The sequence below is a fragment of the Lacticaseibacillus rhamnosus genome (assembly GCF_900636965.1).
Classification (GTDB): Bacteria; Bacillota; Bacilli; order Lactobacillales; family Lactobacillaceae; genus Lacticaseibacillus; species Lacticaseibacillus rhamnosus.
The window spans coordinates 2,117,519-2,142,650 of record NZ_LR134331.1 but is presented as its reverse complement, the minus strand read 5'-3'; the positions used below and the strand labels follow the sequence as shown (position 1 = coordinate 2,142,650).

The window sequence follows — 25,132 nt, the reverse complement described above, 5'->3', positions numbered from 1 at the left end:
ATAACTCATGGCAGAAAAGAATATTGCACAGGAAATCACTTCCCAGTTGTGGGCAATGGCTAACGAACTCCGAGGCAACATGGATGCAAGCGAATTCCGGAACTACATCCTAGGATTCATGTTTTATCGTTATTTAAGTGAGCATCAAGAACGTTATTTGCAGGAAACAAACCTATTTGAACCTGAAGCGGGTCAGACTTGGAACGATGCTTTTCGCGAAGTAGCTAGTGATCCGGAATCACGAAAAGAATACCTTGAAGACATCTCAAGCGAATTAGGTTATGCGATTGCACCTGAGCAGACATGGGCGTCACTTGTTCAAAAGGTGAATGACGACAAAATCGTTCCATCCGATTACCAAGATCTATTTGATGACTTTAATAAGAACGCTGCGCTCAATCCGAATTCTGAAGCGGACTTCCGCGGAATCTTCGCTGATATTAATCTCGGTGATTCGCGTCTCGGCAGTTCAACCACAGCGCGAGCAAAGGCTTTAAACGGGGTTGTCCGCTTAGTTGACCAATTTGAATATAACGATAAGCAAGGTCGAGATATCCTTGGCGATGTGTATGAATACTTAATCGCCCAATTTGCTGGGAACTCTGGTAAGAAGGCTGGCGAATTCTATACGCCGCATCAGGTTTCTAAAGTGTTGGCCAAATTAGTTGCGCTGGGTGTTCAAAAAGATCAGGAAATCTTTACCGTCTATGACCCTACGATGGGCTCTGGATCTTTGTTGCTGACGGTGAGAGATGAACTGCCCGCAACTGTAAAAGCTGTTATGTTCCATGGACAAGAATTAAATACGACCACTTTTAACTTAGCCCGAATGAACCTAATGATGCATAACGTGCCATATACAAACATGAGCCTCAGAAATGCCGATACATTGGAGGATGATTGGCCTGACGGTGTTGTGGGAGGGGTCGACTCGCCCCGCAGCTTTGATGCAGTAGTTGCAAACCCACCATATTCCATTCATTGGGATAATAGCGAAAACAAGTTGAAGGACCCCCGATTTAAGCCTTTTGGCGCGCTGGCACCGAAAAGTAAGGCTGACTTTGCTTTTGTTGAGCATGGACTTTACCATTTGAATGATACTGGCACCATGGCCATTGTCCTTCCTCATGGTGTTTTGTTTAGGGGTGCAGCTGAGGGAAAGATTCGCAAGGCCATTATTGAGAAGAACTATTTAGATGCTGTGATTGGTATGCCTGCAGGGCTCTTTTTCTCAACAGGGATCCCAACTGTTGTTTTGGTCTTCAAAAAGAACCGAACCAACCGAGATATCTTTTTCATTGATGCTAGCAACAACTTTGAAAAAGGTAAAAACCAGAACATCTTGCGCGATAGTGATATTGACAAGATCATTGAGGCGTATTCCAAACGTGAAGATGTTGACAAATATGCGCACAAAGCTGAGCTCGATGAGATTGTAGAGAACGAATATAATCTCAATATCCCTCGCTATGTAGATACAACCGAACCTGAGAAACCAATAGATGTTGTTCAGGTAGTAGCGGATATCAAGGAGACTGACAAGAAGATCGCCAAGTTATCTAGTGAATTAGCTAAGGACATTGATGATTTGGTGGCAAATAATGATGAAGCAGCGAAACAGCTTGCTGCTTTGAAGGAGCTGTTTAAAAATGAGTAAGGGTACCAGAAACGTTCCTGCATTAAGGTTTAAGGGGTTTTCGGACGCTTGGGAAAAGCGTAAGTTGATTGATCAATTGTCCTTGCTAAAAGATGGAACTCATGGCACACATAAAGACGGTAACTTTGCGTTTCTATTAAGTGCGAAAAACGTAATTCAGGATTCTATAGTTTTCGATGATTCTGACAGAAAGATTTCTGAAGATGATTTTAATGATATTTATGCCAATTATCATATAAAGAAAAATGATGTTCTTCTTACAATTGTCGGGACAATAGGCAGAGTCGCGCTTTTCCCGAGGCTGACTGTTCCGGTGGCTTTCCAGCGCAGTGTGGCTATTTTGCGAACAAAGCCGACACTTTTTCCATACTTTCTTGCTTTGGAGTTACAAACGCCAACAATTCAATCTAAAATCAAGGCCAGAGCTAATATGTCAGCGCAAGCAGGAATATACTTGGGTGATTTAAAGAAAGTTGTTATATCTATTCCAAAATCAGAAGAACAAATTGAAATAGCCATGTCCTTAAACCGATTAACAAACCTTATCGCTGCAACTCAAGGTAAACTTGATAACCTTGAGAAGATCAAAAGGGCGCTATTAAAGCATCTCTTTGACCAATCAATGAGGTTCAGAGGTTACTCTGACCCGTGGGAAAAGCGTAAGTTTGGAGAACTCTACAAACCGAATAAAGAGAGAAATGAGAGCGCAGAATTTTCAAGTGAAAATACATTGTCGATCGCAACAATGACAGTTAATAGAAAGGGTAATGGTGCCGCCAAAACGTCGCTTTTAAAATATAAGGTTATTCGTATAGGCGACATAGCATTTGAAGGCCACACGAGTAAAAAGTTTGCCTTTGGTCGTTTCGTTCTTAACGATGTGGCAGACGGGATTATGTCGCCTCGTTTTACCTGCTTAAGACCAATTCATCGACAAATTATCCAATTTTGGAAACAGTATATTCATTATGAACCAATTTTGCGGCCTATTCTAATTCGTTCTACAAAGTTAGGAACAATGATGAATGAACTGGTTGTCCCAGACTTACTAAAACAAAATATTCGTGTTCCGAGTATCAACGAACAGAAACTTATTGGTAAGAGTCTTTCTAGAGTTGATGACCTTATCGCTGCAACTCAATCCAAACTTTCAAGCCTCGAAACATTAAAAAAAGCCCTATTACAAGGACTTTTCATTTGAAAAGGGTCGCCTAACGCGGTAAAGCTGCGTTAGGTGATCTTTTTCTGTTACATCAATGAGGTGAGATAGCGCATAATCTTATCGTTGTCTTGGTTTTCTAATTCTTGGATGATATGGAGGTAGGTCTTCTGAGTCGTGCTCATATTGGCATGCCCAAGCCGTCTTGCTACTGAGCCGACCGACACACCTGCATACAGAAGCAACGATGCATGTGTGTGGCGAAGGCCGTGAATGCTAATGACTGGAATGCTGGCGCGCTTGCATTTACGTTCTAAAATGTCATTTGCTGTTTCGTTATACACGCGCTGACCCTCGGTAACAAAAATCGGTCTGTCTTGCGGAAGATTCTTGATCAAAGTGGCGAACTGCATTGCAACTTGCCAGTCAAGAGGTACTTTGCGAACGGATGCTGTGTTTTTGGTTTCGGCAAAGCTGCCAGTTGCACTTTTGTAGTCCCACGTTTTGTTGATAGTTAACGTTAACTTGGCCATATCAAAATCTGCCGGTGTTACGCCAAGCGCCTCGCCAAATCGCAGCCCAGTCTTTGCTATCAACAATAGAAAATAATCCCATCCTAGCCCGCCATCAAGGTCTAATAGCGCCAGCAGCTTTGTAAGCTCATGCTGGTTTAGGAACTTGACCTTGTGCATTCTTGAAACTGTTCCTTTAATCACGACTTTACGCGTGGGATCTTGTTCGAGCAATCCTTCATCCAATGCATCTAGAATGGCAGCTTTAAGATGATGGTGAAAATCCAGCGTTGTCTGCTTTTCATGATTGGCAGCAAACTCATTAATTAGTTCTTGATAGGTTCGCCTCTTCAGCTCATCCATATGCAGATCTGGCGCAAGGGTCACCAAGTGTTTATGTGACATTTGATACTTTTGATAAGTAACGGGTCGAACTGCTCCCTCCTTGTAAAGCTCGATCCATTGCTTGAAATACATGTGGAACTTCTGCGTGCGTTGCTTCATTCCGCACCTCCTGAGATTAATAGTCTTTATAATTAAAGACTATTAAACGTTTACCACATGAATGAAAGAAAGTCAGCGAAAGTAGCTCTATGGAAAGAGCATCCTTAACAAGGATTTCTTTGCCTGTTGCAAATTAAAAAGTCTCAACCTAGTCTCATCAGTAAGTTTCTTCAATTTTTCAAGAACTCGCGCGATTTTATTTTGTTCTTCAATTGACGGTAAAAGTACTGATATATTCATAAAAGAGTCGTAATTAATATTTAAAAGGCCGTCCATTCTTGCTCCAGAAGAAATTAATTTTCTTAGTTCGTGGTTTGGCACTCCGGATTCAAATAAGTATTCAATAAAATCAGGATCCGCTTTCCCTGAAACATTAAAGCTATGGTAGACACGTGGGACGAGAGCTTCTTTAAATTGTTTTAACACAAAGACAGCTCCATATTCGGCAAGCTTTGAATTGCCGTGATTGTACGACAATTCTCCTTTAGACAGCAGCGTATATTTTTTTAGCTCATTTCCTGCAATATTTTGAGAGAATCGCTGTTCTTGAGTTAGCCATCCTTTACCCGCAGAAATCGTCAATATAGGCAGATTCATTCTACCGTCATTTCCACGAACACGTGTGGCTACATCACCCAGTCTATGATTCTCCCATACATGCGAGTATCCAGAAAATCTCCAAGTTTGAGCAAAAAAATGTTGTAGAAAGCCTCGTTGAAGTATGCTTAATTTTTCAAGCTTATCTTGAGTTGCAGCGATAAGGCTGTCTAGTCTTTCAAGAAAGTTCCCAATGTTTTCTTGTTCTTTGAAACTCGGGGTACAGAGTGTTTGTCGAAGAAAGTCATGAGAACTCAAGTTAGTCATCATCGTAGCCTTAATCGTTGATTTTCGCAGAATATTCCTCATAACAAACTCGTTGTGAATGAAGTACTTCCAGTAAGAGATTATCGGGGACACTTTGGGGCGAAAAACGACAAAAACGTGGGAGACAATGCCGTCTCCTATATCATTCTCCACAAATCGACCAAATGAAAATTTCTTACTTTTGTTCCCTTCAAAGGCAATATCTCCCTTTCTTAGAACATTATATGTGGCCAGATAGTCTTCACTAGATATACGCACATTTGTCTTCCAAGACATTGTTGCAACTGAAATGATCTTGTCCGGTCCAAAACTGCCATCATTCTTTTCAGAAGTTTTACTGTATAAATCTCCAAACTTACGCTTTTCCCAAGCGTTTATCGGATAAAAAATAGGGGTCATCAATCTTTTAAAAGACGGATATGAGCTATCCTCTTGTACCAACGTGAATCACGATTAAATGTTGGTGTTTATCTAACTCAATTTCAGGTAAAATTGAAGCACATTCACACGGCAACCCCACGCCAACAACCTGAAAGGAGCATTCAATGTCCCTAATCGACACCATCAATCGCGTGATCAACATGATTTCGCTGGTCATCCTGCTTTTCTACATTGTCAAAGTCTACCGCCAAGTCCGCTCATTAGACTTTCTGGACTATTTTGTCATGTATCTGAAGCATCGGCGGACGATTTATGCCGAGATGCAGCGGAATCCCCAGTTGCGGCAGAAACAGTTGTTATCATTGTTTGTCAGTTTAATGATTCTTACTTTTTGGGTGATTGGCAGTCTGGAGAAATTGTTGACGGCTTGGAATCTTGGCAATTTTATTAATGCGTTGATGACGCTGTGGTTGTTTGCCTTTTTCATTTACCAGACTTGGCAGACAAAATATCTGAACGAACAGAATCGCTATTTGAGCCTTGGTAATCGATATCAGCGTAAGCATTTTGATGATGTGATGGCGATTTTTCACCGGAAACTGGTAGCGTGGGTGCCGGTGAATGATGAGGATGCGCGGGAATTGGCGCGGTTTCGAAGGCTGTACGCGCGGGTCGAGGAGCAAGCGCGGCGGGATCAAAAGGCGGCGATGTTGAGCGATGACGTGTACGCGTTGTTTGACGATCAGTTGTTGCTTCGTGATGATGGTGAGCCGCTGACTAATCGTGAGAAGCGGCTGTTGAGTTATTATGTGGGTTATTGGGATGCCGAGCCTTATAATGACTATAGTTTGAGCATGATTGAGGATATGGATGAGCGCGAGCGGCGTATAACGTCTAAGGTGCTTAATGTTGTCATGACCGTCACGGCGGCGGGGTTGGTGCTTTTGGCGATTCGGCAAATAGTGGGATGAGACCTAGGACGTGTGCAGCTATTTGAATGGGTAAAATAGTTTGGTTGTCTGACTTCAGAGACTGGACCGTTCAAAGTTTTGAAATTAGCGAATAAATGTTGTAGTTGGGATAGAACTGTCTGCTGGTGCAAGTGTGCCGAGTAGATGGTTCTTTTTTGGTAGGGCCAGATAAAACTGAAAACTTTTTGGCACGAGTTACTGGCGAATTGGCGAACATAAACCGAAGACACGGGATTTAATAGTAGTGTCGCCAGTTAACTGGTTGTCTTGAATGATGCGTGAATATTCTCAAAAAGGAATTTTATAAAAATAAAATGAAACCATTGACTTTTAATCTCATAATTTTATAATCAAACCATTACATTCCGGTCGAGTTAGATCCTTAACCATCGAATTCGGCCAAAATGTCTGCAATTATTAAAAAAATATGTGAGGTGCCCAGTATGGAAGAAAACAAACGTGATCAAACATGGTTCGGCTTAGCAATGATTTTATGTGGTGCCTTGGTGTCCATTCCTAGCTTGATTTTAGGCGGGAGTTTGGTTTCCGGGATGTCGCTTCCGGCTGCAATTTTGACGGGATTGGCGGGATACGGCTTTATTGTCTTGATGATGATTTCTCAAGGGATGCAGAGTGTGGATCAAGGTAAGCCTGCAGTAGTGGTTGCCCAGCAGGTATTTGGTAAGGTTGGGTCGTCGAAGGTGATTTCGATTATCATCGCGATTGCGGCATTGGGCTGGTTTGGTATTCAGGCGAACGTTGGCGGTTTGGCCGTGGCGAATTTGCTGAAGTATGTTGGCTTGCCCATTCCGGCGTGGTTGGCTTCATTGCTGACGGGGTTGCTGATGGTCGTGACTGCGATGTATGGCGTGAAGTTGATTCGGTTGTTGGCGTATGTTGCTGTCCCGTATCTGGTGATTGTCATTTTATATGGTTTGTGGTTCGCATTTGCCAAGCAGGACGCGGCGGCAACGATTGCGGCTTATCATCCCAGTGGCAGCTTGTCGTTTGTGAATGGCTTTTCTTCCACAGTCGGGTCATTTGCGATGGCTGGCGTCATTGTCGGTGATTATGCGCAGTTTTCCAAAAAGCGCAGTGATGTGGTTAAAGCCGCTATTTTCGGCGTCATTCCTGCTGGTGTCCTGATGATTGCGGTTGGGGCGATCTTGACGATTGCGTTCAAGTCGACGGATATTAGTAGTTTATTTATGAAAATCGGTTCGCCGGTTGTTGGTGGTCTGGCGCTTATTCTCGGTACATGGAAAGTGAACGTTGTGAATGCTTATTCTGGCGGGATTGCAGTGGCAAACATTTTCAACATCCCGGAGAAGTATCGCAAGTTGACGCTGTTCTTGGTGGGCGTCGGCGGCACGATTTTGTCGATTCTGGGGATTTTAAATTATTTTGAGCCGGTCATGACGATTTTTTCAGCGATGATTCCACCAGTTGCCGGAGCGATGGCAGCGTCTTATTGGGTGATTCATCGTGGCGAGTTGCACAGCTGGCAGCCGGTTGCCGGAGTGAACTGGCTCGGCTTGACCGCGTGGGCGTTGGGCGCGGTGGTTGGTGTACTGCCCGTGCTGTGGCCGGCGATCCCAAACATTCCGGTGCTGGGAATTATTCTTGCGTTTGTCCTGTATTATGCAGGCGCAAAGATACATCCAGAATGGGACAAAGCATCAGAGTTGAATTAGCAGCCTAACAGTGGCCACGGTGATGTCAAAAGAATGTACTTGCGGCTGTTTCACCCAGTGTGGTGCGTGACTCGTATGCCTTAGCGGACTGAAGATAAGTTTAAAAGGAGAACAATATGCGACTTTTAGATCAGGAATCCATTGAAAATATAGCGACCGGCGCGGCTTTTTTCGGCGCTGGCGGTGGCGGTAATCCGTTCTTGGGTAAATTGATGGCCCTTGATGCGATTAAAAAGCACGGACCGGTGAAGTTGCTTGATGTTTCAGAAATTAACGATGACGATTATTTTTGCCCAGCAGCGATTATGGGTGCGCCCGCGGTCATGATGGAGAAGATTCCTAAGGGTGATGAGTTTGAGCGGGTTTTTAAGATGTTAAGCCAGTACACCGGTCATGAGTTTGTAGGGACTTTTCCCATGGAAGCCGGCGGGGTGAATTCGATGGTGCCGATTGCGCTAGCCGCATCGTTAGGAATTCCACTGGTGGATTGCGACGGGATGGGCCGTGCGTTTCCGGAGTTGCAGATGGTGACGTTTTACTTAGGCGGCGTGGCAGCAACGCCGATGGTCATTACGGATGAAAAAGGTAATGCTGGCGTGATTAAAACGATCAGTGCCAAGTGGGCTGAGCGATTGGCCCGTGTACAAACCGTAGAAATGGGTGGTAGCGCAACGGTAGCGTTGTATCCTTCGAACGGCAAGCAGATTAAGCAAAATGGTATTCGCGGCATTGTCACCTTGTGCGAACAAGTAGGCTTGCGAATTCGCGATGCCCACCTGAATCCTGCGAAAGCCTTGGCGGAAATTCTTGAAGTGACGAATGGCCATCTGATTTTTGAAGGCAAAGTCATTGATGTGGTTCGCCGGACTGAACGTGGTTTTAACGTTGGTGATATCAAAATTGATGGCTTCAACGATTTTCAGGATCAACATCTCAGCGTTTTAATTCAAAATGAAAACCTGCTGGCGTTGCGTAATGATCAGCCGATTGTGATGACACCGGATTTGATTGAAATTGTGGATGCCGATACGCTTTTGCCGGTGACGACTGAAGTGATTAAGTATGGCAAGCGGGTCAAAGTCCTAGCCACCCCTGCCGATGCGCGCTGGCGGACCAAAGCTGGTATTCAAACGGCAGGGCCGCGGTATTTTGGCTTTGATTATGATTATCAGCCAGTAGAAGACTTGGTGGCCAAGGCGGACTGAGGTTTTGATGAGCGGCGGATAAGTACCTTCTTCCGCACTGACTTGAACACTCACAAATAGGGGGATTTCCATGTATCGATTAGGAATTGACGTCGGCGGCACCAATACCGATGCCATCATTTTGGATGATCAGCAGCATGTCATCAATTCAGTTAAACGGCACACAACTAAGGATATTCAAACCGGCATTACGAACGCGATTCAAGCGGTTTTGGCGGATCAGCAGCTAGACTTGGATCAAATTAATAAAGCCATGTTGGGGACGACTCAAATTACCAACGCCATCGTGGAACGCAAGCACATTGCGCGCGTTGGGGTGTTGCGGCTGGCGTATCCCGCAACGGAAGCCATTCCGCCGTACACTGCATGGCCGGAAGATTTAGTTGCCAAGTTGTCTGGAAAATATGCCATTGTCAAGGGTGGCTATGAATATGATGGGCAGATCTTAAACGAATTGGACCCTGACGAAATCAACGCCGTATTGGCAAAATGGCGTGGTGAGGTTGACGCCATTGCGATTATCGGTGTCTTTGCGGCGTTGCGGGTTGACCAGGAACAACAAGCGGCGGATTTGGTGCATGCGGCTTATGGTGATACTTTTCCGGTTACCATGTCGCATGAAGTCGGCTCCTTGGGCTTAATCGAACGCGAAAATGCCGCAATTTTAAATGCCGGCTTGTTTCGCGTGATTGAAAATACCGTTGATGGGTTCGAGCGGGCGTTGGCTGAATCTGGCATTAAACATGCATCCCTGTACTTAACCCAAAATGACGGAACTTTGATGACAGCAAGCTATGCGCGGCATTTTCCAATTCTAACTATTGGCTCGGGTCCAACCAACAGCATTCGCGGTGCTGCCTATCTCTCGCATCTTAAAAACGCGATCGTGGTAGATATCGGCGGAACAACAACGGATCTCGGGGTGTTGCAAGCTGGCTTTCCGCGTGAGTCTTCGATTGCCGTGACCGTGGGCGGTGTGGCGACAAACTTTCGGATGCCTGACATCATGTCGATTGGGTTAGGCGGTGGTTCGATTGTCCGGCAGCAGCGCGATGGCAGTGTCACAGTCGGTCCGGATTCAGTCGGCTATCAAATTACCGAAAAAGCGCTGACTTTCGGCGGTAATATCGTGACCGCGACAGATGTGGCTGTGCGGCTCGGTCTGTCCGATGTCGGCAATCCCGAACTGGTCAAACAAATTCCGCTAAAATTTGCTCAGGCAGCGATGACCACCATTGGCCAGATGATCGCGGTTGCCATTGACAAAATGAAAACCAGCCCCGAGCCAGCGACTGTTGTGCTAGTCGGCGGCGGTGCGATCATTGCCCCACATCATCTGGAAGGCGTTGGCAAACTGGTACGTGATCCCCTCGGCGGCGTGGCCAATGCGATCGGTGCCTCCATTAGTCAAGTTTCCGGTGAATATGGCCGCATCTATCCTTACAACCAAATCCCACGTGACCAAGCAATGGCAGACGCCAAGAAAAAAGCGATTGAAGCGGCGATTGAATCCGGTGCTGATGAAAATACAATTGAAGTTGTTGAAGTCGATGAGGTCCCGTTGGCTTATCATCCGGAGAATGCCAATCGAGTGAAGATTAAGGTTGTGGGTAACTTGGCTAAATGAAGATTGAGCGATAAAAAAAAACTCTCCAAAATTTCGATGGAGATGCTGCGATCTATCCTATACTCCTAGAGCTTTTAAATAATAAAGGAAGTGAGAATGAATGCTTGGAAATATATTAACTTCAATCGTATCTCTTCTTATTGGGTATAGTTTGAACCACTTTGGGGGAGATGATCGGTTTTCTGTATTGAACAGGGACAAATATCAATTGGAAAGTACAGGGACGTTTTTTGCTTTCATAGTGATGGGAATAGTGTGTTTGGCTGGAAGTATGGCCGTTGTTTTTGCCATTTGGATCATTATATTTTCAAATGAGTCAGATGAAGTAAAGACTAATATGTATACGGTTGCTTTATTATACCTATTTATAGCAATCTTGGGAGGCTTTAGAGCATATAAAGAAGCTAAATCTTATAACCCCTTCTTTACATTTATTTACTATGGGAATACTTTTTACAAGCTATTATCATTGACGGATGCTGGATACCTGGTGAGTTTTGTTGATATTAATGATGATAAGGTTATTATTTCCGATATTGCGAAATGCCTGCCTATTGATGCACCTACAGACCCGTTAAGCAAAATGGTTCCTTTTAGGAAAAAGGATTTTGATAAGATTAATTCCAAAAAATTTCTTGCAAAGTTTAAGTTATGAAAACAGGAGAGCTCAAAGTTATTGCACGTAGAACAGCTTTTAGGTCAGACGAGAGAGTAATTGTAAAGTTCTATAACTTTTGACAGTTTTAGTTTAATTTAAAGAGCGGCAAAAAATTTTAGCGGTTGACAAAGCCTGCTGGAATTATTTGTCGCTTTTTCGCTGATATCAGGTCGGCATAGTACGAGCCGCAGCTATTTACACAACCAATACCCAACCTTTTCAAAACCACCACAACCCCTTTACATCCTTTAGGTATAAATGAATTGATATACAACGATAACAATCATATTTTACGCGTAGGAGGATGACGGATGGTTAGGAAAAGATGGACGGTGATTGGTAGCCTGCTGTTGATGGCGGCTTTGATGGGTGGCGAAGTTGCGGCGCCGGTGGTTGCGGTGACGGCGACGGATACGCCGGTGGTTTCGAGCGCTGCCGCGACGGCCTCGCAAAAGCCTGCTTCTGCCTCGTCAACGGCGGCATCTAGTTCGGTAGCATTGAGTCCGGCGAGTTCGACAGGGGCTAACAACTCAACGAGCGCCAGTCAAGCGTCCGCTAACACAGCGAAGAATGCCGCTAACAGCACGACTGCTACTGCCAGCAAAACGACTTCCCCGACCACCAGTGCGCAGGCGCCTGCCGCCAATCCGGTAATCAAGTCCATCATTGATCAGCATGAGGCAACTTTAACACCAGGCGTGACGGAACAACGCCTTACATATATTAGCCAAAGCGGAGCACAAAATAAATATTATTCCGTTGCACTTAATCCGAAGAACCCCAATACCCAATTATTAGCCGGAACACCAGGGGATGGCGCGACTTCCGGCGTACAAACGGTGAGCGATCAGGCATCCGCAGCAATTAAGCATGGTCACCAAGTTGTGGCGGCGGTTAACGGGGATCTTTTCAAAATTGCCAGTGGCGTGCCGACGGGGAATGTTATCAAGGATGGCGTTGAGTTGCAGGCTGCGACAAGCCCTAGGGAATCTTTTTTCGGTGTTAAAAAGGATGGGACCCCAATTATTGGTGATGAGCAGACTTATCAACAGGTGAAAGGTGATCTTCAGCAGGCATTGGGTGGCAGAAATATTTTGGTTGCTGACGGCAAGGTGAATGAGACGAAGGCGATTGGCACTGATAGCGAACCGCGGACGGCTGTTGGGATTAAAGCCGATGGAACAGTTTTCTTTGTGGTGGTTGATGGCCGCCAAGCCCCAACTTCTAACGGTCTTTCAATGGTGGATTTGGCTAACTTGATGATTCAACGAGGTGCCGTGACGGCGTTGAATTTAGATGGTGGCGGGTCTTCAACCTATGTAGCGCGCGAACCTGGGGAAACGCAATTGTCACTGCAAAATCAACCTTCTGATGGCAAGGAGCGGACAGTTGCAAATGCTTGGTTGATTGCTTCAAAAACCACATCGGATCATCAACTGGCTTCGGCGCAATTGACGCCCGATGATGCTGTGTACACACCTAACAGCACCATTACATTCAAGGCAAAAGGTGTCGATGCAGCAGGAAGTTCAGCTTCGTTACCTGCTGAAGGTTTAAACTGGCAGCTGACGAACACTAAAATGGGAACGATTGATGCTAAGACGGGCGTTTTTCATTCTAACGGTACGCAGGGAAAGGTAACAGTCCAATTGACCCTTAACGGCCGCCTTTTAGGATCCGCAACGATAACAATTGCGATGCCAGATAAGCTTGCCTTTTCACAACCTGAGCTAAGCGTTAAAAGAGGTGCAACTCAGGCATTGACCTTGCATGCGACTTATCAGGGACGAGCGGTGACCTTGAAAAGTAGCGACTTGCAGTGGCAGGTTCCTGCTAAGCTCGGTATTTTGACGACGGGTGATCAATTACAGGCGGGCCAGCAAGTGGCAAGTGACACAATTGAAGCTAAGTTGAAGAATACCGACTTGCATGCAAGCATTAAGGTCGATGTCGGCAGATTGCCTGAGGTGCTTGATGATTTTGAATCTGGAATTAGCAACTGGGGTTCGTTGACGGCGGATCGCGGTGAGCAGGCAAATATCGGTTTGAGTTCAGCAGCAGATGGACAAGTGCGTTTTGGCAAGCACGCCTTAAGACTAGACTATGACTTTTCCAGCGGGACTAAGAGTGCCACGCTCGGTGTTTATGCTGGTCCGCAAACAAGCCAAAAGATGCCAGGAATGCCGACTGGTGTGGGAATGTGGATTTATGCAACACCTGAGGCAAAAGGCTATTGGCTGCGAATGTATGTTACTGATGCGACTGGTGCCGCAAAGCCGATTGACTTGACGACACAAGACACTGGTATTGACTGGACCGGGTGGAAATATGTGGAGGCAACGATTCCTGCTGACTATCAAGGACCGTTCAGTATTTCACCTGAGCAAGCGCTTTGCATGATCTCACTGAAGGCGGGTCAAAGTGATGGCGGACCGATGACAAGAGGCAGCCTATACATTGACAACATCCGTGCCATGTATGGAACCAATCCAGATGATTCAAAAGCACCGCTCATTAGCCACATCAATGTTGCGGGGCAAACTTATACAACGCCGCAAGTTGCCATTACGACAACGGCCACGGATGATACTCGTGATCCTAATGCTAGTGGCATTGATTGGACCAAAACACGCATTTGGGTTGATGGCAATGAGTACACGAACGCGAAGGAACACTTGACGGTGAACACCAAGGATCATACGTTCACGTTGGCTGGCTACCAGTGGCAGAATGGTACGCATCATGTCAAAGTCAGCGTGCAGGATAAATTTGGTAATGAAACCGAACAGGAAGCTGATTTTAATGTAAACGTTGGCGCTGCGACAAGTGGGGAGACATCAAGTAGCAGTGTATCGTCTGTAGCTAGCAAAAAGAATTCTGATCAACTTCCTGCAACCGGTGAAAATAACTGGGCAACTGGCATCTTAGGACTGCTTCTCGTGGTTGCTAGTGCCGCAACCTATCTGTTAAGTGGCTATCGGCGAACACGGTAAATGGACGACTGCGTTAGTTAGACAGAGGCCAAGCAATCATCATCGTTGCCAATTAAAGAGGAACGGTATTTCCAAGAAAGCGGGGGTATCGTTCCTTTTTTATACAAGCTTGAACGAATAGGACTGAAGCAAAAAGGTTATTGTAAAATTTCTCTCGGAGCATGTGGATGTCAAACACGAGCGCATCGGTTTAGGTGATTACAGCAGTGCGATGGGTCACCTTGTTCGAATATTAAGATGGAAAGCAAGAGCTGGCGGAGCGGTGGCGGGCTCAGTGGTGAAATTGGTCTTAAGCGGAGTGGGCTTCTCCGCTTTAGACCAAGGTCGAGCTTCGAAACCGCGGTCTTTGCGGGTTCGAAGTCGTGCCCACCACGTTCCAGCCCAGCCACCTCGGAGCCACCTCGGAGCCAGCTCGGAGTATCGGGAATCACATAATTAGAGTAGAACCGAGAAAAAGTTGACACTTACAGCAAAAAGAGTACTAGGTTCTCTATTGCCCACCTGTGGTAAACTTAAATTGGTTACTGTCATCGGTATAGTTATGACTGACACTCCTGACAAAGCTTCATGATGGAAAGAAGGAACGGCACTTGAAAATCATCGCGATCGGAGACAATGTTGTTGACCTTTATCCGGCTGACAAGAAAATGTTTCTTGGCGGCCATGCTGCGAATACTGCGGCTTTTGCGACCATGATGGGCTTGGATGCAGCTTATCTTGGGACGTTTGGCAATGACGCGCGCGGTGATTTTGCGCGGCGGACATTGATTGAGCTTGGCGTTGACCTTAGCCATTCGTTACAGTATGACGGTCCTAACGCTTTTACCACGATGAAGATCACCACAGGCAAGCGGCATCAAACCGTTGGCGAGCCGGTTCAGGAACTTCAACTGAGTCGCGACGATATTGCTTACATTAATACGTTTGATCTCGTTTACCTTAATAATGAAAGTGGCGCGGATGCCTTTTTATCCGCAATCACGGCACCGACAATTTACGATTTTTCAACGATTGACGATGATCGTATTTTCAAAAAGATTGCCCCACAGATTGACTTGGCGTATTTGTCGGGGAAGGCCAAGTCGGATGATGATGTGGAGGCGTTGTGTCGGCGCGTGGCCGCGGCTGGTTGTCAGCGGGTCGTTTGCTCGCGCGGGCTTCGCGGGTCAGCGGCCTTGGTGGCGGACATGATGTCTTGGCAGCAGGCGCTAGGCGTTAAGGCAGTGGATGCTTTGGGCGCAGGGGATGCGTATATCACGTGCTTTGCCGCCACACTTTATTCGTCGCAAAAGCCAACGCTAGACGCGAAAGTTTCCGAGTCGTTAAGCCACGCCGCCAAATTTGCCTCGGCACAAGTTCAGCTGCCGGGGTCGTTTGGCCATGGTGCAGCGTTGATTGCGTGAGCGTCAAAAAAGTTAGAAAAAAACCGCCGACTTGTTATCGGCGGTTTCTTTGACACTTGACGCGACTAGCCTATGATCGTTTCCGATTTGATCGTTAATCGGCTATGTGCGTCTCAGGCGTGCGCAAACCAAGCTCTGTTGACGACAGTACGATCAGACATGTCGCAACTTGGCTGTCACGGATGATGGCGATAGGTCGCCTTTAAGCTACATCATTAACTTTATTCTTAGCCAACATGCAGCTCCCCAAAGCTGATATTGTTGACTAGGAACGTGGTGGAAATTTACCCGATACTTGTACTATCAGATCGGCTGGTTTAGGTCTTGCAGGCAGCTGGTCGGATGTGATCAGAATCCGCCAACGCTTGAGACAGTTCGTTGTGTTCACTGCGATTGCCGGCGATCACCTCCTTTCTGTCCCGGTTTGATCATCGGGGGTGATGTGGTGTCGCAATCTAAGGTTAATTATTTTCCCGTGCTAAGACGGATTTGGGTTGGCAGTCGCAGCTTGAGCCGGCTGACCCGGTGTGAGCGTGAAGGTAATGACGCCGCTGTAACTTCCGGCTTTAACGGTATTATCTTGCGGTACTGCTAATGTGGTCTTGTTGAGATCATAGCTGCTAATACCAGCGCCATCCAAAGTGGTCGTGGTTGCAAAGAGTTGTTGGTCGGTGGTGGTTAATGCGACTGGTTTCGTCCAATCCGGTGACACGCTATTCGTGGTGGTTGTTGCATCAGGGACGAGTTTAATGACCGCACCCTTCAACTCCGCACCACTACTGGTCGCAATCGGTGAAGCTTTGGCAGTGACGCTATAACCGCTGCCAGTGCCACGAAAATCGCTGACGGTCAAAATGGAACTATCCGAAGCATTGACGTTTTCGTTCAGATCGCCTTTGACAATGGATTCAACACTGAGACTTGGAAACGTCAAACTATTCGGCGCCGAAAGTCCAATGGAACCCGGCGTGACGGTCACAGATGTATTCGTTGACCCACTATCCGCATCAGCTGCCAAAACCAGTGAACCAGCTGAAAAACTCCCAACAAGCAGTCCGGCAAAAGCCACACTGCCGATCCAGTATTTCTTTGACATAAAAAGTCCCCCCAGACTTAAAGTGAGCGTGAGCCAGCCCGCTTACACACAGGCTTCTGGGCTGGCAAGCGCGTTATGGTAAGCGTGAGTCGGCAAAACTTGCAGCTAAAAGCCCTTATGTCGACAAGCGCTTTATGCCAAGTACGAAACAATTTTGGAACACCTTTAATTGTAGCCAGATAATTTGGGAAACAAAGAAAATTGATTTGGCAAATTCACAAACGAGCAGAAAAGGTTGATTTGTAAACCTTTTTGGTAAATTAATCTTTACGAGCAATTTGCGAGCTCATTCAAAAAGAGCTTTTTGTCTCAGTTTTAGGAAAAAAACTGTCAAATTTTGAGACTTTCATTGTTAGACTAGGCAGTGGCGCGATTATATGAAAATACTAATCAATTCTGGCCTAGCCGAACAAAGTCTTAGACTACCTGATAATAAGCCGAGCTGTTTGATGTTAACTCGTTATCTTAGGTCCTTTAAAGGTGGCGCACAAGCAGATTTACTGCAATTAATTGTTTTTAAATAGAGATTGGAATTAAAAAGCGATAAGTTTTTCACAAGCTGTGAGTGACAGCCTTCTCGGCAATAGACACAACCGTTTTGAGGGCGGTTTGCAGTCACTGCTTGCACCGGGTAAGCTTACGATTAGAAGTGAGGCATATAATGGAAACCAATCATACAAATTCACAGCCGGCTGCTGCTGAGCGCCAACCGGAGATTCGCTTACCAAACGGCACTACCACGAAAGGCGTCTTGCTCCACCGCGGCATGGCTAACTTACAGCACGATGCTGACCATGCTGATTTTGAGCCGCAAACAAAGGTCTATTTGGCGTGGATGAATGATTTAAATGGCAACCGGTTCGGCCTTAAGATTACGGATGCAAACGATCAGTTGTTGTTGCGGCAGACCGAATTTTTGGATGACGCGATCAAGGAACTGGCGTATGCAGATGCCCCGGCAAATGCAGAACTCACGCCTGATGATTACAAACCGGCGCAAAAATTCTATGTACCATCTGCGGGCCTCATCGCGCTGGTGGCGGGTTTGCAATGGGCTGCGCGTCACAAGCGGGGAGATGTGGTTGTGTACAGTACGCACCGTTGCGACTTGACGTTTTATCAGCCGCGGCATCAGCCAACGTTCATCCAACAATGGGCGCAGCAGCAACTCCAGAGCTTGCCAGCGGATTTTCGGTTTCGCATTGCCACCAAGCTTGATCGGGCTGCCACCCATGAGACGACAAAATTACGGATACAATTGTGACCGATAACGCGAAATATATTAGAGAGGAGGTTGGTGCACGGTGCCACAGACTCAGGTTTATGAAAATGTTGACTTGCAGATTATTAAGTTATTGTTCAACAGTGATACCAGCGATTATAAAGTTTACGCGGTGCGGATTTTAAACCCGAATCCGGCGCTCAAAATGACGCTCACGCAAGAAGCCACGGTGACCGGCGATATGGGCTATTACAATCAGCGTGCCATTATCACTGCTGATTTGGTTTATGATGATGCCGATTCACTGCGCTATCGGAAACCGTCTTATAAAGTGGCGCGGCTGCATTTTGGGTTACCGAAAGAACCCCGCCGCCAGTGGCAATTGCTTGAAACCTTGCTCGTACACCAGCCAACGGTTTTACGCCGCTTGCATGAAGCGTTTGCCGATGACGAGCCGATTTTGGCGACTTTTTCAAAAGCCACGATTAAGGATGCACGGATTCCGGGGATCGGGTCGGCAACGATCCAAAAAATTGCCATGGCCATTCGCGGCAAGCTTGAGGTTGCAGTGTTGGCTAACCACTGGGGTAAAGCACTCAGTTCGATGACGTATGAGAAAATCTGGCTGGCGTATAAAGATGCTGAGCTGGCCATGCACCATATTGATGCCAATCCTTATTTACTGATGCAAGTGGCGCAGTTTGATTTCAAAAAGGCGGATGCGTTTGCTAAAAGTCGTGGGGTTGCGGCCAATGATCCGCATCGGCTCGCTGCCGGGTTGCAGTACATTTTCCGGACGGCGGTTTTGACGCAAGGGTTGACCTACATTACGATCACGTGGTTCAAGCAGCAAGCAGCCACGTTATTAGGCGTGCGCGCCGAAGACCTGACGATGTTTGCTGACCCTAAGCAGGCGTTGGCGTATGGCTTTTTGTTAAATGAACAGTATGACTTGGTGACCAGCTGCGATATGTTTGCCACGGAAGGCTCAGTGGCCAAAATCATGACGGTGGCGCAAAAAACCGCAGAGCCACTGATCAAGCCGGAAGAACTGGATGATAAACTGGATCAATTTTTGGATCGCCATCAACTCGTCATCAACGACCAGCAGCGCGCCGCTTTTCAGAATGTGAATCGGCATGGGCTAAGTGTGCTGAATGGCAGTGCGGGCACCGGTAAGACTTGGTTGACCAATTTGCTGGTTCACTTTTTCAATGCCCAGGCGAAGGGGAAAAGTGTGTTGCTGGCACCAACCGGGCGGGCCGCGAAGGTGTTGGCGAAGTATACGCACGAACCTGCCGCCACGATTCACGCGTACTTGCACTTGCTGCCAGGCGAGGAGGTTGAGCGGTTCAATGCTGAGTCTGATTGGGAGACGTTTGGTGATGCGCGGTTGATCATTGTCGATGAAAGCTCGATGTTAACCACACCCTTGGCCCATACCGTGTTGAAACACGTGAATTTCAAAAAGGCGCACGTGTTGTTTGTCGGCGATGTCTTTCAGCTGCCGCCAATTGGTCCGGGGAACTTTTTGAAGGACTGTTTAGCCGATTCGCAGGTGGCGGCCACAACTTTGACGCGCGTTTATCGTCAGGATGCGCAATCAGGGGTGCTGGCGCTGGCCAATCGAATTCGGGATCGACTGCCACTGCCATTCGGGCCGGATGATGATCGCTATGTCAGCGGCAATGTGGCACTTTACAATCAGCGCGATGCCGGCCGCGTTTTCGATGCCGGAATCAAGGCGTATCAAGACGCGCTAGCCAAAAATGGCCATGAGCTGGACTCGCAACTTTTAATTGTGAATAAAAATGTGGGCGCTACTGGTCGACTGCGATTTAATGCCGAACTGCAGGCCTTGGTCAATCCGACTAGGCCAGGGGAGGAAGAATACGTCAGCAGTTATGTCGATCCGGTGACCAAGCAAAAGCACCATTTGCGAATGCGTGATCGGGTCATGATTTTAAAAAATGACAAGCATGTGGCGCTGGTTGATCCTAAGACCTGGGAGCGGCGCGCAGTTTTAGGCGAAAACGGGTTGCAGCAAACCGACGAATTCGGGACAAAACGTTGGCGGGAGACGATTATGGCCAATGGTGATACCGGTGTGATTGCCCATATTGATACCAAGCGGCGGTTTCTGGTTGTCCAAGTTGGCCAGCTGTTATTACAGTTTCGGTAGCGTGCCGCGGGCGTTGACGTTGGCGTATGCGATCACCGTCCACAAAGCGCAAGGCGGTCAGGCGGACACGGTGATTGCGATTGTTAACGGGGCCGATCATATGTTAAATGCCCAGAGCTTTTATACCGCGTTGACGCGAACGCAAGCACGCTTTATCTTTTTTGGCGACTTTCGGGTGTTGCTGGCGCGGACGCAGATTTATCCCATGGACACTCGCCACGACTTACTCGGTAGCCTGCTATCGGGACAATTGACGGTGGATAACTTCAGCCGCTTCACATTTGAACAGATACTGGCGTGGTTGGATCATCAGCAACACCAAGGAAACCAACCGCGCGCGGCACTGGAGGCGGAAAAGCCCGATGCCACCAGCCAGCCATTTTTGGTGCGTTATGCTGAGCAGCTGGATATTTTGAATCAAGTTGTTGAGACAGTGGCCAAGATACCGGTTCGTAAATCGTCTGCTGAACATTGATATATGTAAAAAGTCACGCTCATTGTTGGCGTGACTTTTTTGCATCCGTTAATACCAGTTAAAACTTCCTACGTGCTTAGCGTGCCGGTCCGTTAGCATTCACCCAATAAGTACGGCCGTCTGCGGTGCGATCAAGGAAGCCGTATTCGATCAGATTACGGCGAACGGTGACGTAATCCGATACGTGACGCTGCAATATTTCGTTGACGGCGGTCTCGGAATAGTTTTTCTGGGGGTCGAAGTCTTTGAAAATCTCGGACAAAATGATCAGTTTACGTTTTTCCTTGGCGGGCCAATTTGTCACCCGGCCATCAGGAGTGAGGAAGGCTTTTAAAGTCTTTTCCCGTTCTTGTGGGGTAATCGCATACCGGTCATCAATCATGGTGGCGCCATCATGCGGCATGATCAGGGCATCCGGCAAGGCGAGCAAGGCCATTGCGGCGAGAAAATGCTGCGCTTGCTGCTGTTTTTCTCGAAACTTGAAGCGATAGTTGCGGATGGTGGAAGCCGAAACTTTTAAGCGCTGGGCAATCACCGTGTCGCTTAATCCTTGGGCAAACAGGCGCAGAACTTGTTGCTGACTGGCAGATATACCGAGTTGATTGGCTGGCTGCTGCAGTAAGGCGGCCAATGCACCGTTGTGGACATGTTGAATGTGGCGTTTGATCATCGCTTCAGCAGTGAAGTAACGGCCGTTTTGTGGATAAACTTCATCTTCGGCGAAACTAGTGTCGCAATAGTGGCAGTGAAGGTAGCCGGATTCTAGGTAGTAGCCTTGCTGCAATTCGGATATTTTATAAACGAAAATGTTATTTGTCATTCTATAAACAAGCCTTTCTTGATATTGTTTATATATTAACTCGCAGACAGTCGTTTTGTCACTTAAAAAGGTCCTAACAACAAAAAAATGACCTACAACCAAGCCCAAAGTAAAGCTGGACTTGGTTGTAGGCCATTCTTAGAAGTCAACTTGTCCTATTTTGCAATAAAAACAAGCTCATCCGCGGTCGAAAGTGGCGCATCAAACCGATAAGTCGGCGAGTCAAAGTGCGTCAGTTCCGCCACTGTTGTAACCCGATGTGTGGCAGCATACCGCACCATTTCCCCGCGTGCCATTTTAGCATAAGTCGCACGGGTTTTGAGTTTGCCGTTGACGTTATGGGCAAAGCGGACGGTGATAAACTGATCAGCCGGCTGCAGGTAAGGACGGATAGTTTTGGCATATTCATCAGAGGCGAGGTTGATGATCGGGCCGGGGATGGTCGCCAGTGCCTGATACAGCCGATCGCCCCAAAAATTATATAAGCTATGATTCGGCACCGCAGCCAGACGGGTTTGCATTTCCAACCGATATGGAACAATGCCGTCAAACGGTCGCAAGATACCGTATAGACCAGACAAAATCCGTAAATGTTGCTGAATATAGGCTAAGCCGGCATCATCCAACAGGTCAGGCGCCATGTACTGATACTGAATCCCGACATAGCTGAAAATCGCAGGTGATTGGTGCGCCGTCACGTCACTGGTTTGCAGCTGTGCGTACGCCGCACCGGTGAGTTTTTCGCTGGTATGCCACAGTGTCTGGGCTTCTGCGCGGGTGAGCTGCTGCATGTGACGTAGCAGCCACGCCGCCTGATCACGAAACTGCGGCTGACTTTGAACGGGAAAATCGTCCTGAGCGACCACCATTTTCTTAGCCGGTGCGATGATAAACTTCATGTGGAAACCAAACTTTCTATATAAGATAAACTACTTAAGAAACTTTTGCTGACTTCGTTAAAATCGCAACTCACCGATGTCGCCACCAGGCAGTGCCGTGGTTTGTGGCAGGTGACTCACCACGCGCAACGTCATTAAGGTAGCGGAAAAATCACCATGCGCCAGCGGTAAAGTGATCCCGGCATAATTGAGTTCAGCACCGGTGGCCGTGGCCTTGTCATTAATCTGGTAGGATACTTCCGGGTTGAGGTAATGCAACAGCACATGTTGGTAGTGCGGAATCGGCGAAACCACGCCAGCTGACGTTAAGACGAGCGCCTTGGTTTTGGCTTCGTTGGTGATCAGCCAGCATACCTGATCCTGATTCGGATGACTGGGATGCAGCCGATAAAGACTGCCATTTTGCAATTCCGTACGATTAGCTTTGTAAAAGGCAAAGCTGGCTTTAACCGCCGCGGCTTCAGCGTCACTCAACTGGCTTGGCGGACACTCGATCCCGGTAACGCCCACCAGACTAAGCAGCGCCCGCGTTTGCAAAGGCGTGACTCGCGAGTCCTGCAAATTTGGTGACATCGTGAAATGCGAGACGAAGGTTTTAAGCGGGAAGAATAAGGAGAAGCCGTTCATAATTTTCATCCGGTAAACAGGATCGGTAAAATCACTGGTCCAGGTTTGATCCGTATACGCCAGCATCCCGCCATCCAACCGGCCACCGCCTGACGAGCAATTTTCGATAAGCAGATCGGGAAAAGTGTCGCGCAATGTTTTCAAAACCCGATACAAGCCGCGGGTGTATCGATAGCCGACTTCGCCTTGTTGATCAGGTGGCAGTACCGGACTTCCGGGCTGGCTGAAATGACGGTTGTAATCCCATTTCAAATAATCAATATGATTGGTCCGGACCAAATCAGTTAGCACCTTAATCAGATGATCCTGAACAATTCGCTGGCTAAGATCCAGAATTAACTGATTGCGCGAACGTAACGGCTTTTGGCCAACGTATTGCATCGCCCAATCCGGATGTTCGGCATATAACTCACTATTTTCAGTGATCATTTCCGGTTCGACCCATAAACCGAATGCTAGTCCGCGCTCGTGCAAGGCATCGGCAATCGGGCGCAACCCACGGGGAAATTTGACCGGATCAGGCACCCAATCGCCGAGCTGGCCGGCATCATTCGGCCGATTCTTGAACCAGCCATCATCAATCACAATCAATTCGACTCCGAGCGCCTCGGCCTTAGGAATTTCGGCGCGCACCTTGGCTTCACTGACATCAAAGTACGTAGACTCCCAAGTGTTATATTCGATCAGATTTTTCCGCGGCAATGGCATGACGTGATCGGCAAAAAAGCGGTGGAAAATATGACTGAGATCATTCAAGCCATTGGTCGTGTAAGCCACCGCCGCTTCCGGGGTCACAAACGGTTCACCAGGCTTCAGCTGCCAGGAAAAGAGCTCCGGATTCAGGCCCATCACCAGCCGACTGTTGCCAAACTGATCGACTTGCGCGGTGTAGCTAAAGTTGCCACTCCACAACAGCGCCATACCAAGCGCCTCACCTGCAAAGTCATCCGTTGCCGGTGCCGCCAGAATCGTTGCCGGAACGCCTTGTGGACCACTGGCACCATAATTGCTGGCGATGGACTTTTTACCCGGTGTGAGCGGTTGCCGGGTGACGCTGGCTTCGCTGAGATGGGCGCCCGTCAAAGTAATGAGATCGTAAGCATGATCATCAAAGTCCAGTTGTAAGCTCGCAGCATGGGTAATCGTAAGGGTGTCGTCACTCAGATTGTGGTAAGCCACTTGTTTAAGCAGGACAGGCAGATCACCAACGATGGTGTACTTGAGATTCACCGCCAGCGTATCGGTTTCGTCATGCATCGTGATCACCAGTGTCTGCCCATGCGGAGTGCGCGCGGTCGGCAAAGTGTCATTGAAGTTTTTATTTCCCGCCAGAATCTGAAAATCATGAAACTTCAGATTCCCGATCAATTGCCCATGCCCATTGCGAACGGCATAGCCAGGCGTCCGATAATCCCCGCCCATCAGCGTACTATATTCAAGCGGCAAGGTCGTGAGCGAAAACGGCGCCGCATCATTTTGAATGTTAAACGCATGACTGAAATCTTCCAGCTTGGCAGTACCGGAAAAACGTTCAAGCGCCGGTCCGCAATACCGCTTGACCAAATAGCCGCGAATCACCTGAATGATATAGCTAAACGTATCATTATGCAGGTGGAAAAGCTGCTTTTGCGGGTCGTATTCTATGTTTGCCATGTTAGTCTGTCCTCCTGTGAGCTGAGCGCGAGCCGGCGCGGTTAGAAGCCGAAGCATAAGTGGCCTTGGGTGTGATGGCCGGGCTTTGGCCATTGCGCCAAGGTCCTTATGTGCAGGCTTCTGCGCCGGGGAGCGCGTTATGATTGAGCGCGAGCCAGCGCGGTTAGGGATCGGAGTGTAAGTGGCCTCAGGCGTGATGGCCCGGTCTTGGCCATTGCGCCTGAGGTCCTTACACGCAGATCCTTGCGCTGGGGAGCGCGTTATGGCGTGTGGTTGCGCTAAAAACATCCAACTTTAATCCATTATAAGCAATAGAGGTTATATTTGCTCGTAAGCGAGATTTATGTAAGTATCAACGCCCTGCAGAGAAGCAATCTTTAAACTCGGCAAAGTATAAGATGCATTCGTTCAAACACGATACCGATACGCGTCCTTGTGAAAGCGCTTAACAAAGCTGAAAAAGTCAAACTTTTTGCTTATAAAAATTATAAATAATAACTACTATAATCTTTGACCCGCCGATCTGCACT

Annotated in this window: 16 protein-coding genes and 1 pseudogene; 11 read left to right on the top strand and 6 right to left on the bottom strand. The window is 47.5% G+C overall.

The genetic code is table 11. The features are described 5' to 3' along the window. The first annotated feature begins 7 nt into the window (after nucleotides 1–7). Nucleotides 8–1,657, top strand: coding sequence for a type I restriction-modification system subunit M (locus EL173_RS10775; protein ID WP_005692718.1), 1,650 nt, complete (start codon nucleotides 8–10; stop codon nucleotides 1,655–1,657). Then, nucleotides 1,650–2,858 (top strand): restriction endonuclease subunit S, encoded by a 1,209-nt coding sequence (locus tag EL173_RS10770; RefSeq protein WP_019728475.1) that lies wholly within the window; start codon nucleotides 1,650–1,652, stop codon nucleotides 2,856–2,858. The genes EL173_RS10775 and EL173_RS10770 overlap by 8 nt, the downstream gene beginning before the upstream one ends. A 47-nt stretch (nucleotides 2,859–2,905) precedes the next feature. Here the strand turns inward: EL173_RS10770 and EL173_RS10765 are convergent, their stop codons facing one another. After that, complete coding sequence (locus EL173_RS10765; protein ID WP_005692722.1) at nucleotides 2,906–3,832, bottom strand: site-specific integrase; 927 nt, start codon at nucleotides 3,830–3,832, stop codon at nucleotides 2,906–2,908. 87 nt (nucleotides 3,833–3,919) lie between these two features. Next, on the bottom strand, nucleotides 3,920–5,095 hold the full coding sequence (locus EL173_RS10760; RefSeq protein WP_015764627.1) for a restriction endonuclease subunit S: 1,176 nt from the start codon (nucleotides 5,093–5,095) through the stop codon (nucleotides 3,920–3,922). Nucleotides 5,096–5,241: 146 nt separating this feature from the next. On the opposite strand from EL173_RS10760, the gene EL173_RS10755 reads away from it, so the two are divergent. From EL173_RS10755 to EL173_RS10725, 7 genes are all read left to right on the top strand, one after another. Then, the gene (locus EL173_RS10755) at nucleotides 5,242–6,048 is read left to right on the top strand and encodes a hypothetical protein (RefSeq protein ID WP_005692724.1); all 807 of its coding nucleotides are present in this window, start codon (nucleotides 5,242–5,244) and stop codon (nucleotides 6,046–6,048) included. A gap of 443 nt (nucleotides 6,049–6,491) precedes the next feature. After that, nucleotides 6,492–7,742, top strand: coding sequence for a cytosine permease (locus EL173_RS10750; protein ID WP_014571482.1), 1,251 nt, complete (start codon nucleotides 6,492–6,494; stop codon nucleotides 7,740–7,742). Nucleotides 7,743–7,858: 116 nt separating this feature from the next. After that, nucleotides 7,859–8,947 (top strand): DUF917 domain-containing protein, encoded by a 1,089-nt coding sequence (locus tag EL173_RS10745; protein WP_005692726.1) that lies wholly within the window; start codon nucleotides 7,859–7,861, stop codon nucleotides 8,945–8,947. Nucleotides 8,948–9,017: 70 nt separating this feature from the next. Continuing rightward, nucleotides 9,018–10,574, top strand: a complete 1,557-nt coding sequence (locus EL173_RS10740) for a hydantoinase/oxoprolinase family protein (protein ID WP_005692727.1) — start codon at nucleotides 9,018–9,020, stop codon at nucleotides 10,572–10,574. 100 nt (nucleotides 10,575–10,674) lie between these two features. Continuing rightward, nucleotides 10,675–11,229 (top strand): hypothetical protein, encoded by a 555-nt coding sequence (locus EL173_RS10735; protein WP_015764625.1) that lies wholly within the window; start codon nucleotides 10,675–10,677, stop codon nucleotides 11,227–11,229. Nucleotides 11,230–11,543: 314 nt separating this feature from the next. Beyond that, the gene (locus EL173_RS10730; RefSeq protein WP_015764624.1) at nucleotides 11,544–14,225 is read left to right on the top strand and encodes a phosphodiester glycosidase family protein; all 2,682 of its coding nucleotides are present in this window, start codon (nucleotides 11,544–11,546) and stop codon (nucleotides 14,223–14,225) included. Between the two features lie 590 nt (nucleotides 14,226–14,815). Beyond that, nucleotides 14,816–15,628 (top strand): PfkB family carbohydrate kinase, encoded by an 813-nt coding sequence (locus EL173_RS10725; RefSeq protein ID WP_005692729.1) that lies wholly within the window; start codon nucleotides 14,816–14,818, stop codon nucleotides 15,626–15,628. Nucleotides 15,629–16,106: 478 nt separating this feature from the next. On the opposite strand, the gene EL173_RS10720 is transcribed toward EL173_RS10725, so the two are convergent. Next, a complete protein-coding gene (locus tag EL173_RS10720) occupies nucleotides 16,107–16,724 on the bottom strand; it encodes a WxL domain-containing protein (protein WP_015764623.1) in 618 nt (205 codons plus the stop codon). A gap of 661 nt (nucleotides 16,725–17,385) precedes the next feature. Between EL173_RS10720 and EL173_RS10710 the strand changes: the two genes are divergently transcribed. Beyond that, entirely contained in the window at nucleotides 17,386–17,988 is a 603-nt protein-coding gene (locus EL173_RS10710) for a hypothetical protein (protein ID WP_015764622.1), read from the top strand. A 40-nt stretch (nucleotides 17,989–18,028) separates the two neighbouring features. Continuing rightward, nucleotides 18,029–20,603, top strand: a pseudogene (locus EL173_RS10705) (ATP-dependent DNA helicase). Nucleotides 20,604–20,679: 76 nt separating this feature from the next. On the opposite strand, the gene EL173_RS10700 reads toward EL173_RS10705, so the two are convergent. The 3 genes from EL173_RS10700 to EL173_RS10690 form a co-directional block, all read right to left on the bottom strand. Beyond that, the gene (locus EL173_RS10700) at nucleotides 20,680–21,423 is read right to left on the bottom strand and encodes a DUF2087 domain-containing protein (protein WP_019728264.1); all 744 of its coding nucleotides are present in this window, start codon (nucleotides 21,421–21,423) and stop codon (nucleotides 20,680–20,682) included. A gap of 155 nt (nucleotides 21,424–21,578) precedes the next feature. Next, nucleotides 21,579–22,322: a peroxide stress protein YaaA gene (yaaA, locus tag EL173_RS10695; protein ID WP_015764618.1), complete on the bottom strand. Its 744-nt coding sequence runs from the start codon at nucleotides 22,320–22,322 to the stop codon at nucleotides 21,579–21,581. 57 nt (nucleotides 22,323–22,379) lie between these two features. After that, nucleotides 22,380–24,602, bottom strand: coding sequence for an alpha-galactosidase (locus EL173_RS10690; protein ID WP_015764617.1), 2,223 nt, complete (start codon nucleotides 24,600–24,602; stop codon nucleotides 22,380–22,382). Nucleotides 24,603–25,132 lie beyond the last annotated feature (530 nt).

Bases quoted from the DNA above. Each gene is read 5' to 3' on its own strand.
- EL173_RS10775 (WP_005692718.1), top strand. From the start codon at position 8: ATGGCAGAAAAGAATATTGCACAGGAAATCACTTCCCAGTTGTGGGCA.
- EL173_RS10770 (WP_019728475.1), top strand. From the start codon at position 1,650: ATGAGTAAGGGTACCAGAAACGTTCCTGCATTAAGGTTTAAGGGGTTT.
- EL173_RS10765 (WP_005692722.1), bottom strand. From the start codon at position 3,832: ATGAAGCAACGCACGCAGAAGTTCCACATGTATTTCAAGCAATGGATC.
- EL173_RS10760 (WP_015764627.1), bottom strand. From the start codon at position 5,095: ATGACCCCTATTTTTTATCCGATAAACGCTTGGGAAAAGCGTAAGTTT.
- EL173_RS10755 (WP_005692724.1), top strand. From the start codon at position 5,242: ATGTCCCTAATCGACACCATCAATCGCGTGATCAACATGATTTCGCTG.
- EL173_RS10750 (WP_014571482.1), top strand. From the start codon at position 6,492: ATGGAAGAAAACAAACGTGATCAAACATGGTTCGGCTTAGCAATGATT.
- EL173_RS10745 (WP_005692726.1), top strand. From the start codon at position 7,859: ATGCGACTTTTAGATCAGGAATCCATTGAAAATATAGCGACCGGCGCG.
- EL173_RS10740 (WP_005692727.1), top strand. From the start codon at position 9,018: ATGTATCGATTAGGAATTGACGTCGGCGGCACCAATACCGATGCCATC.
- EL173_RS10735 (WP_015764625.1), top strand. From the start codon at position 10,675: ATGCTTGGAAATATATTAACTTCAATCGTATCTCTTCTTATTGGGTAT.
- EL173_RS10730 (WP_015764624.1), top strand. From the start codon at position 11,544: ATGGTTAGGAAAAGATGGACGGTGATTGGTAGCCTGCTGTTGATGGCG.
- EL173_RS10720 (WP_015764623.1), bottom strand. From the start codon at position 16,724: ATGTCAAAGAAATACTGGATCGGCAGTGTGGCTTTTGCCGGACTGCTT.
- EL173_RS10710 (WP_015764622.1), top strand. From the start codon at position 17,386: ATGGAAACCAATCATACAAATTCACAGCCGGCTGCTGCTGAGCGCCAA.
- EL173_RS10700 (WP_019728264.1), bottom strand. From the start codon at position 21,423: ATGACAAATAACATTTTCGTTTATAAAATATCCGAATTGCAGCAAGGC.
- yaaA (WP_015764618.1), bottom strand. From the start codon at position 22,322: ATGAAGTTTATCATCGCACCGGCTAAGAAAATGGTGGTCGCTCAGGAC.
- EL173_RS10690 (WP_015764617.1), bottom strand. From the start codon at position 24,602: ATGGCAAACATAGAATACGACCCGCAAAAGCAGCTTTTCCACCTGCAT.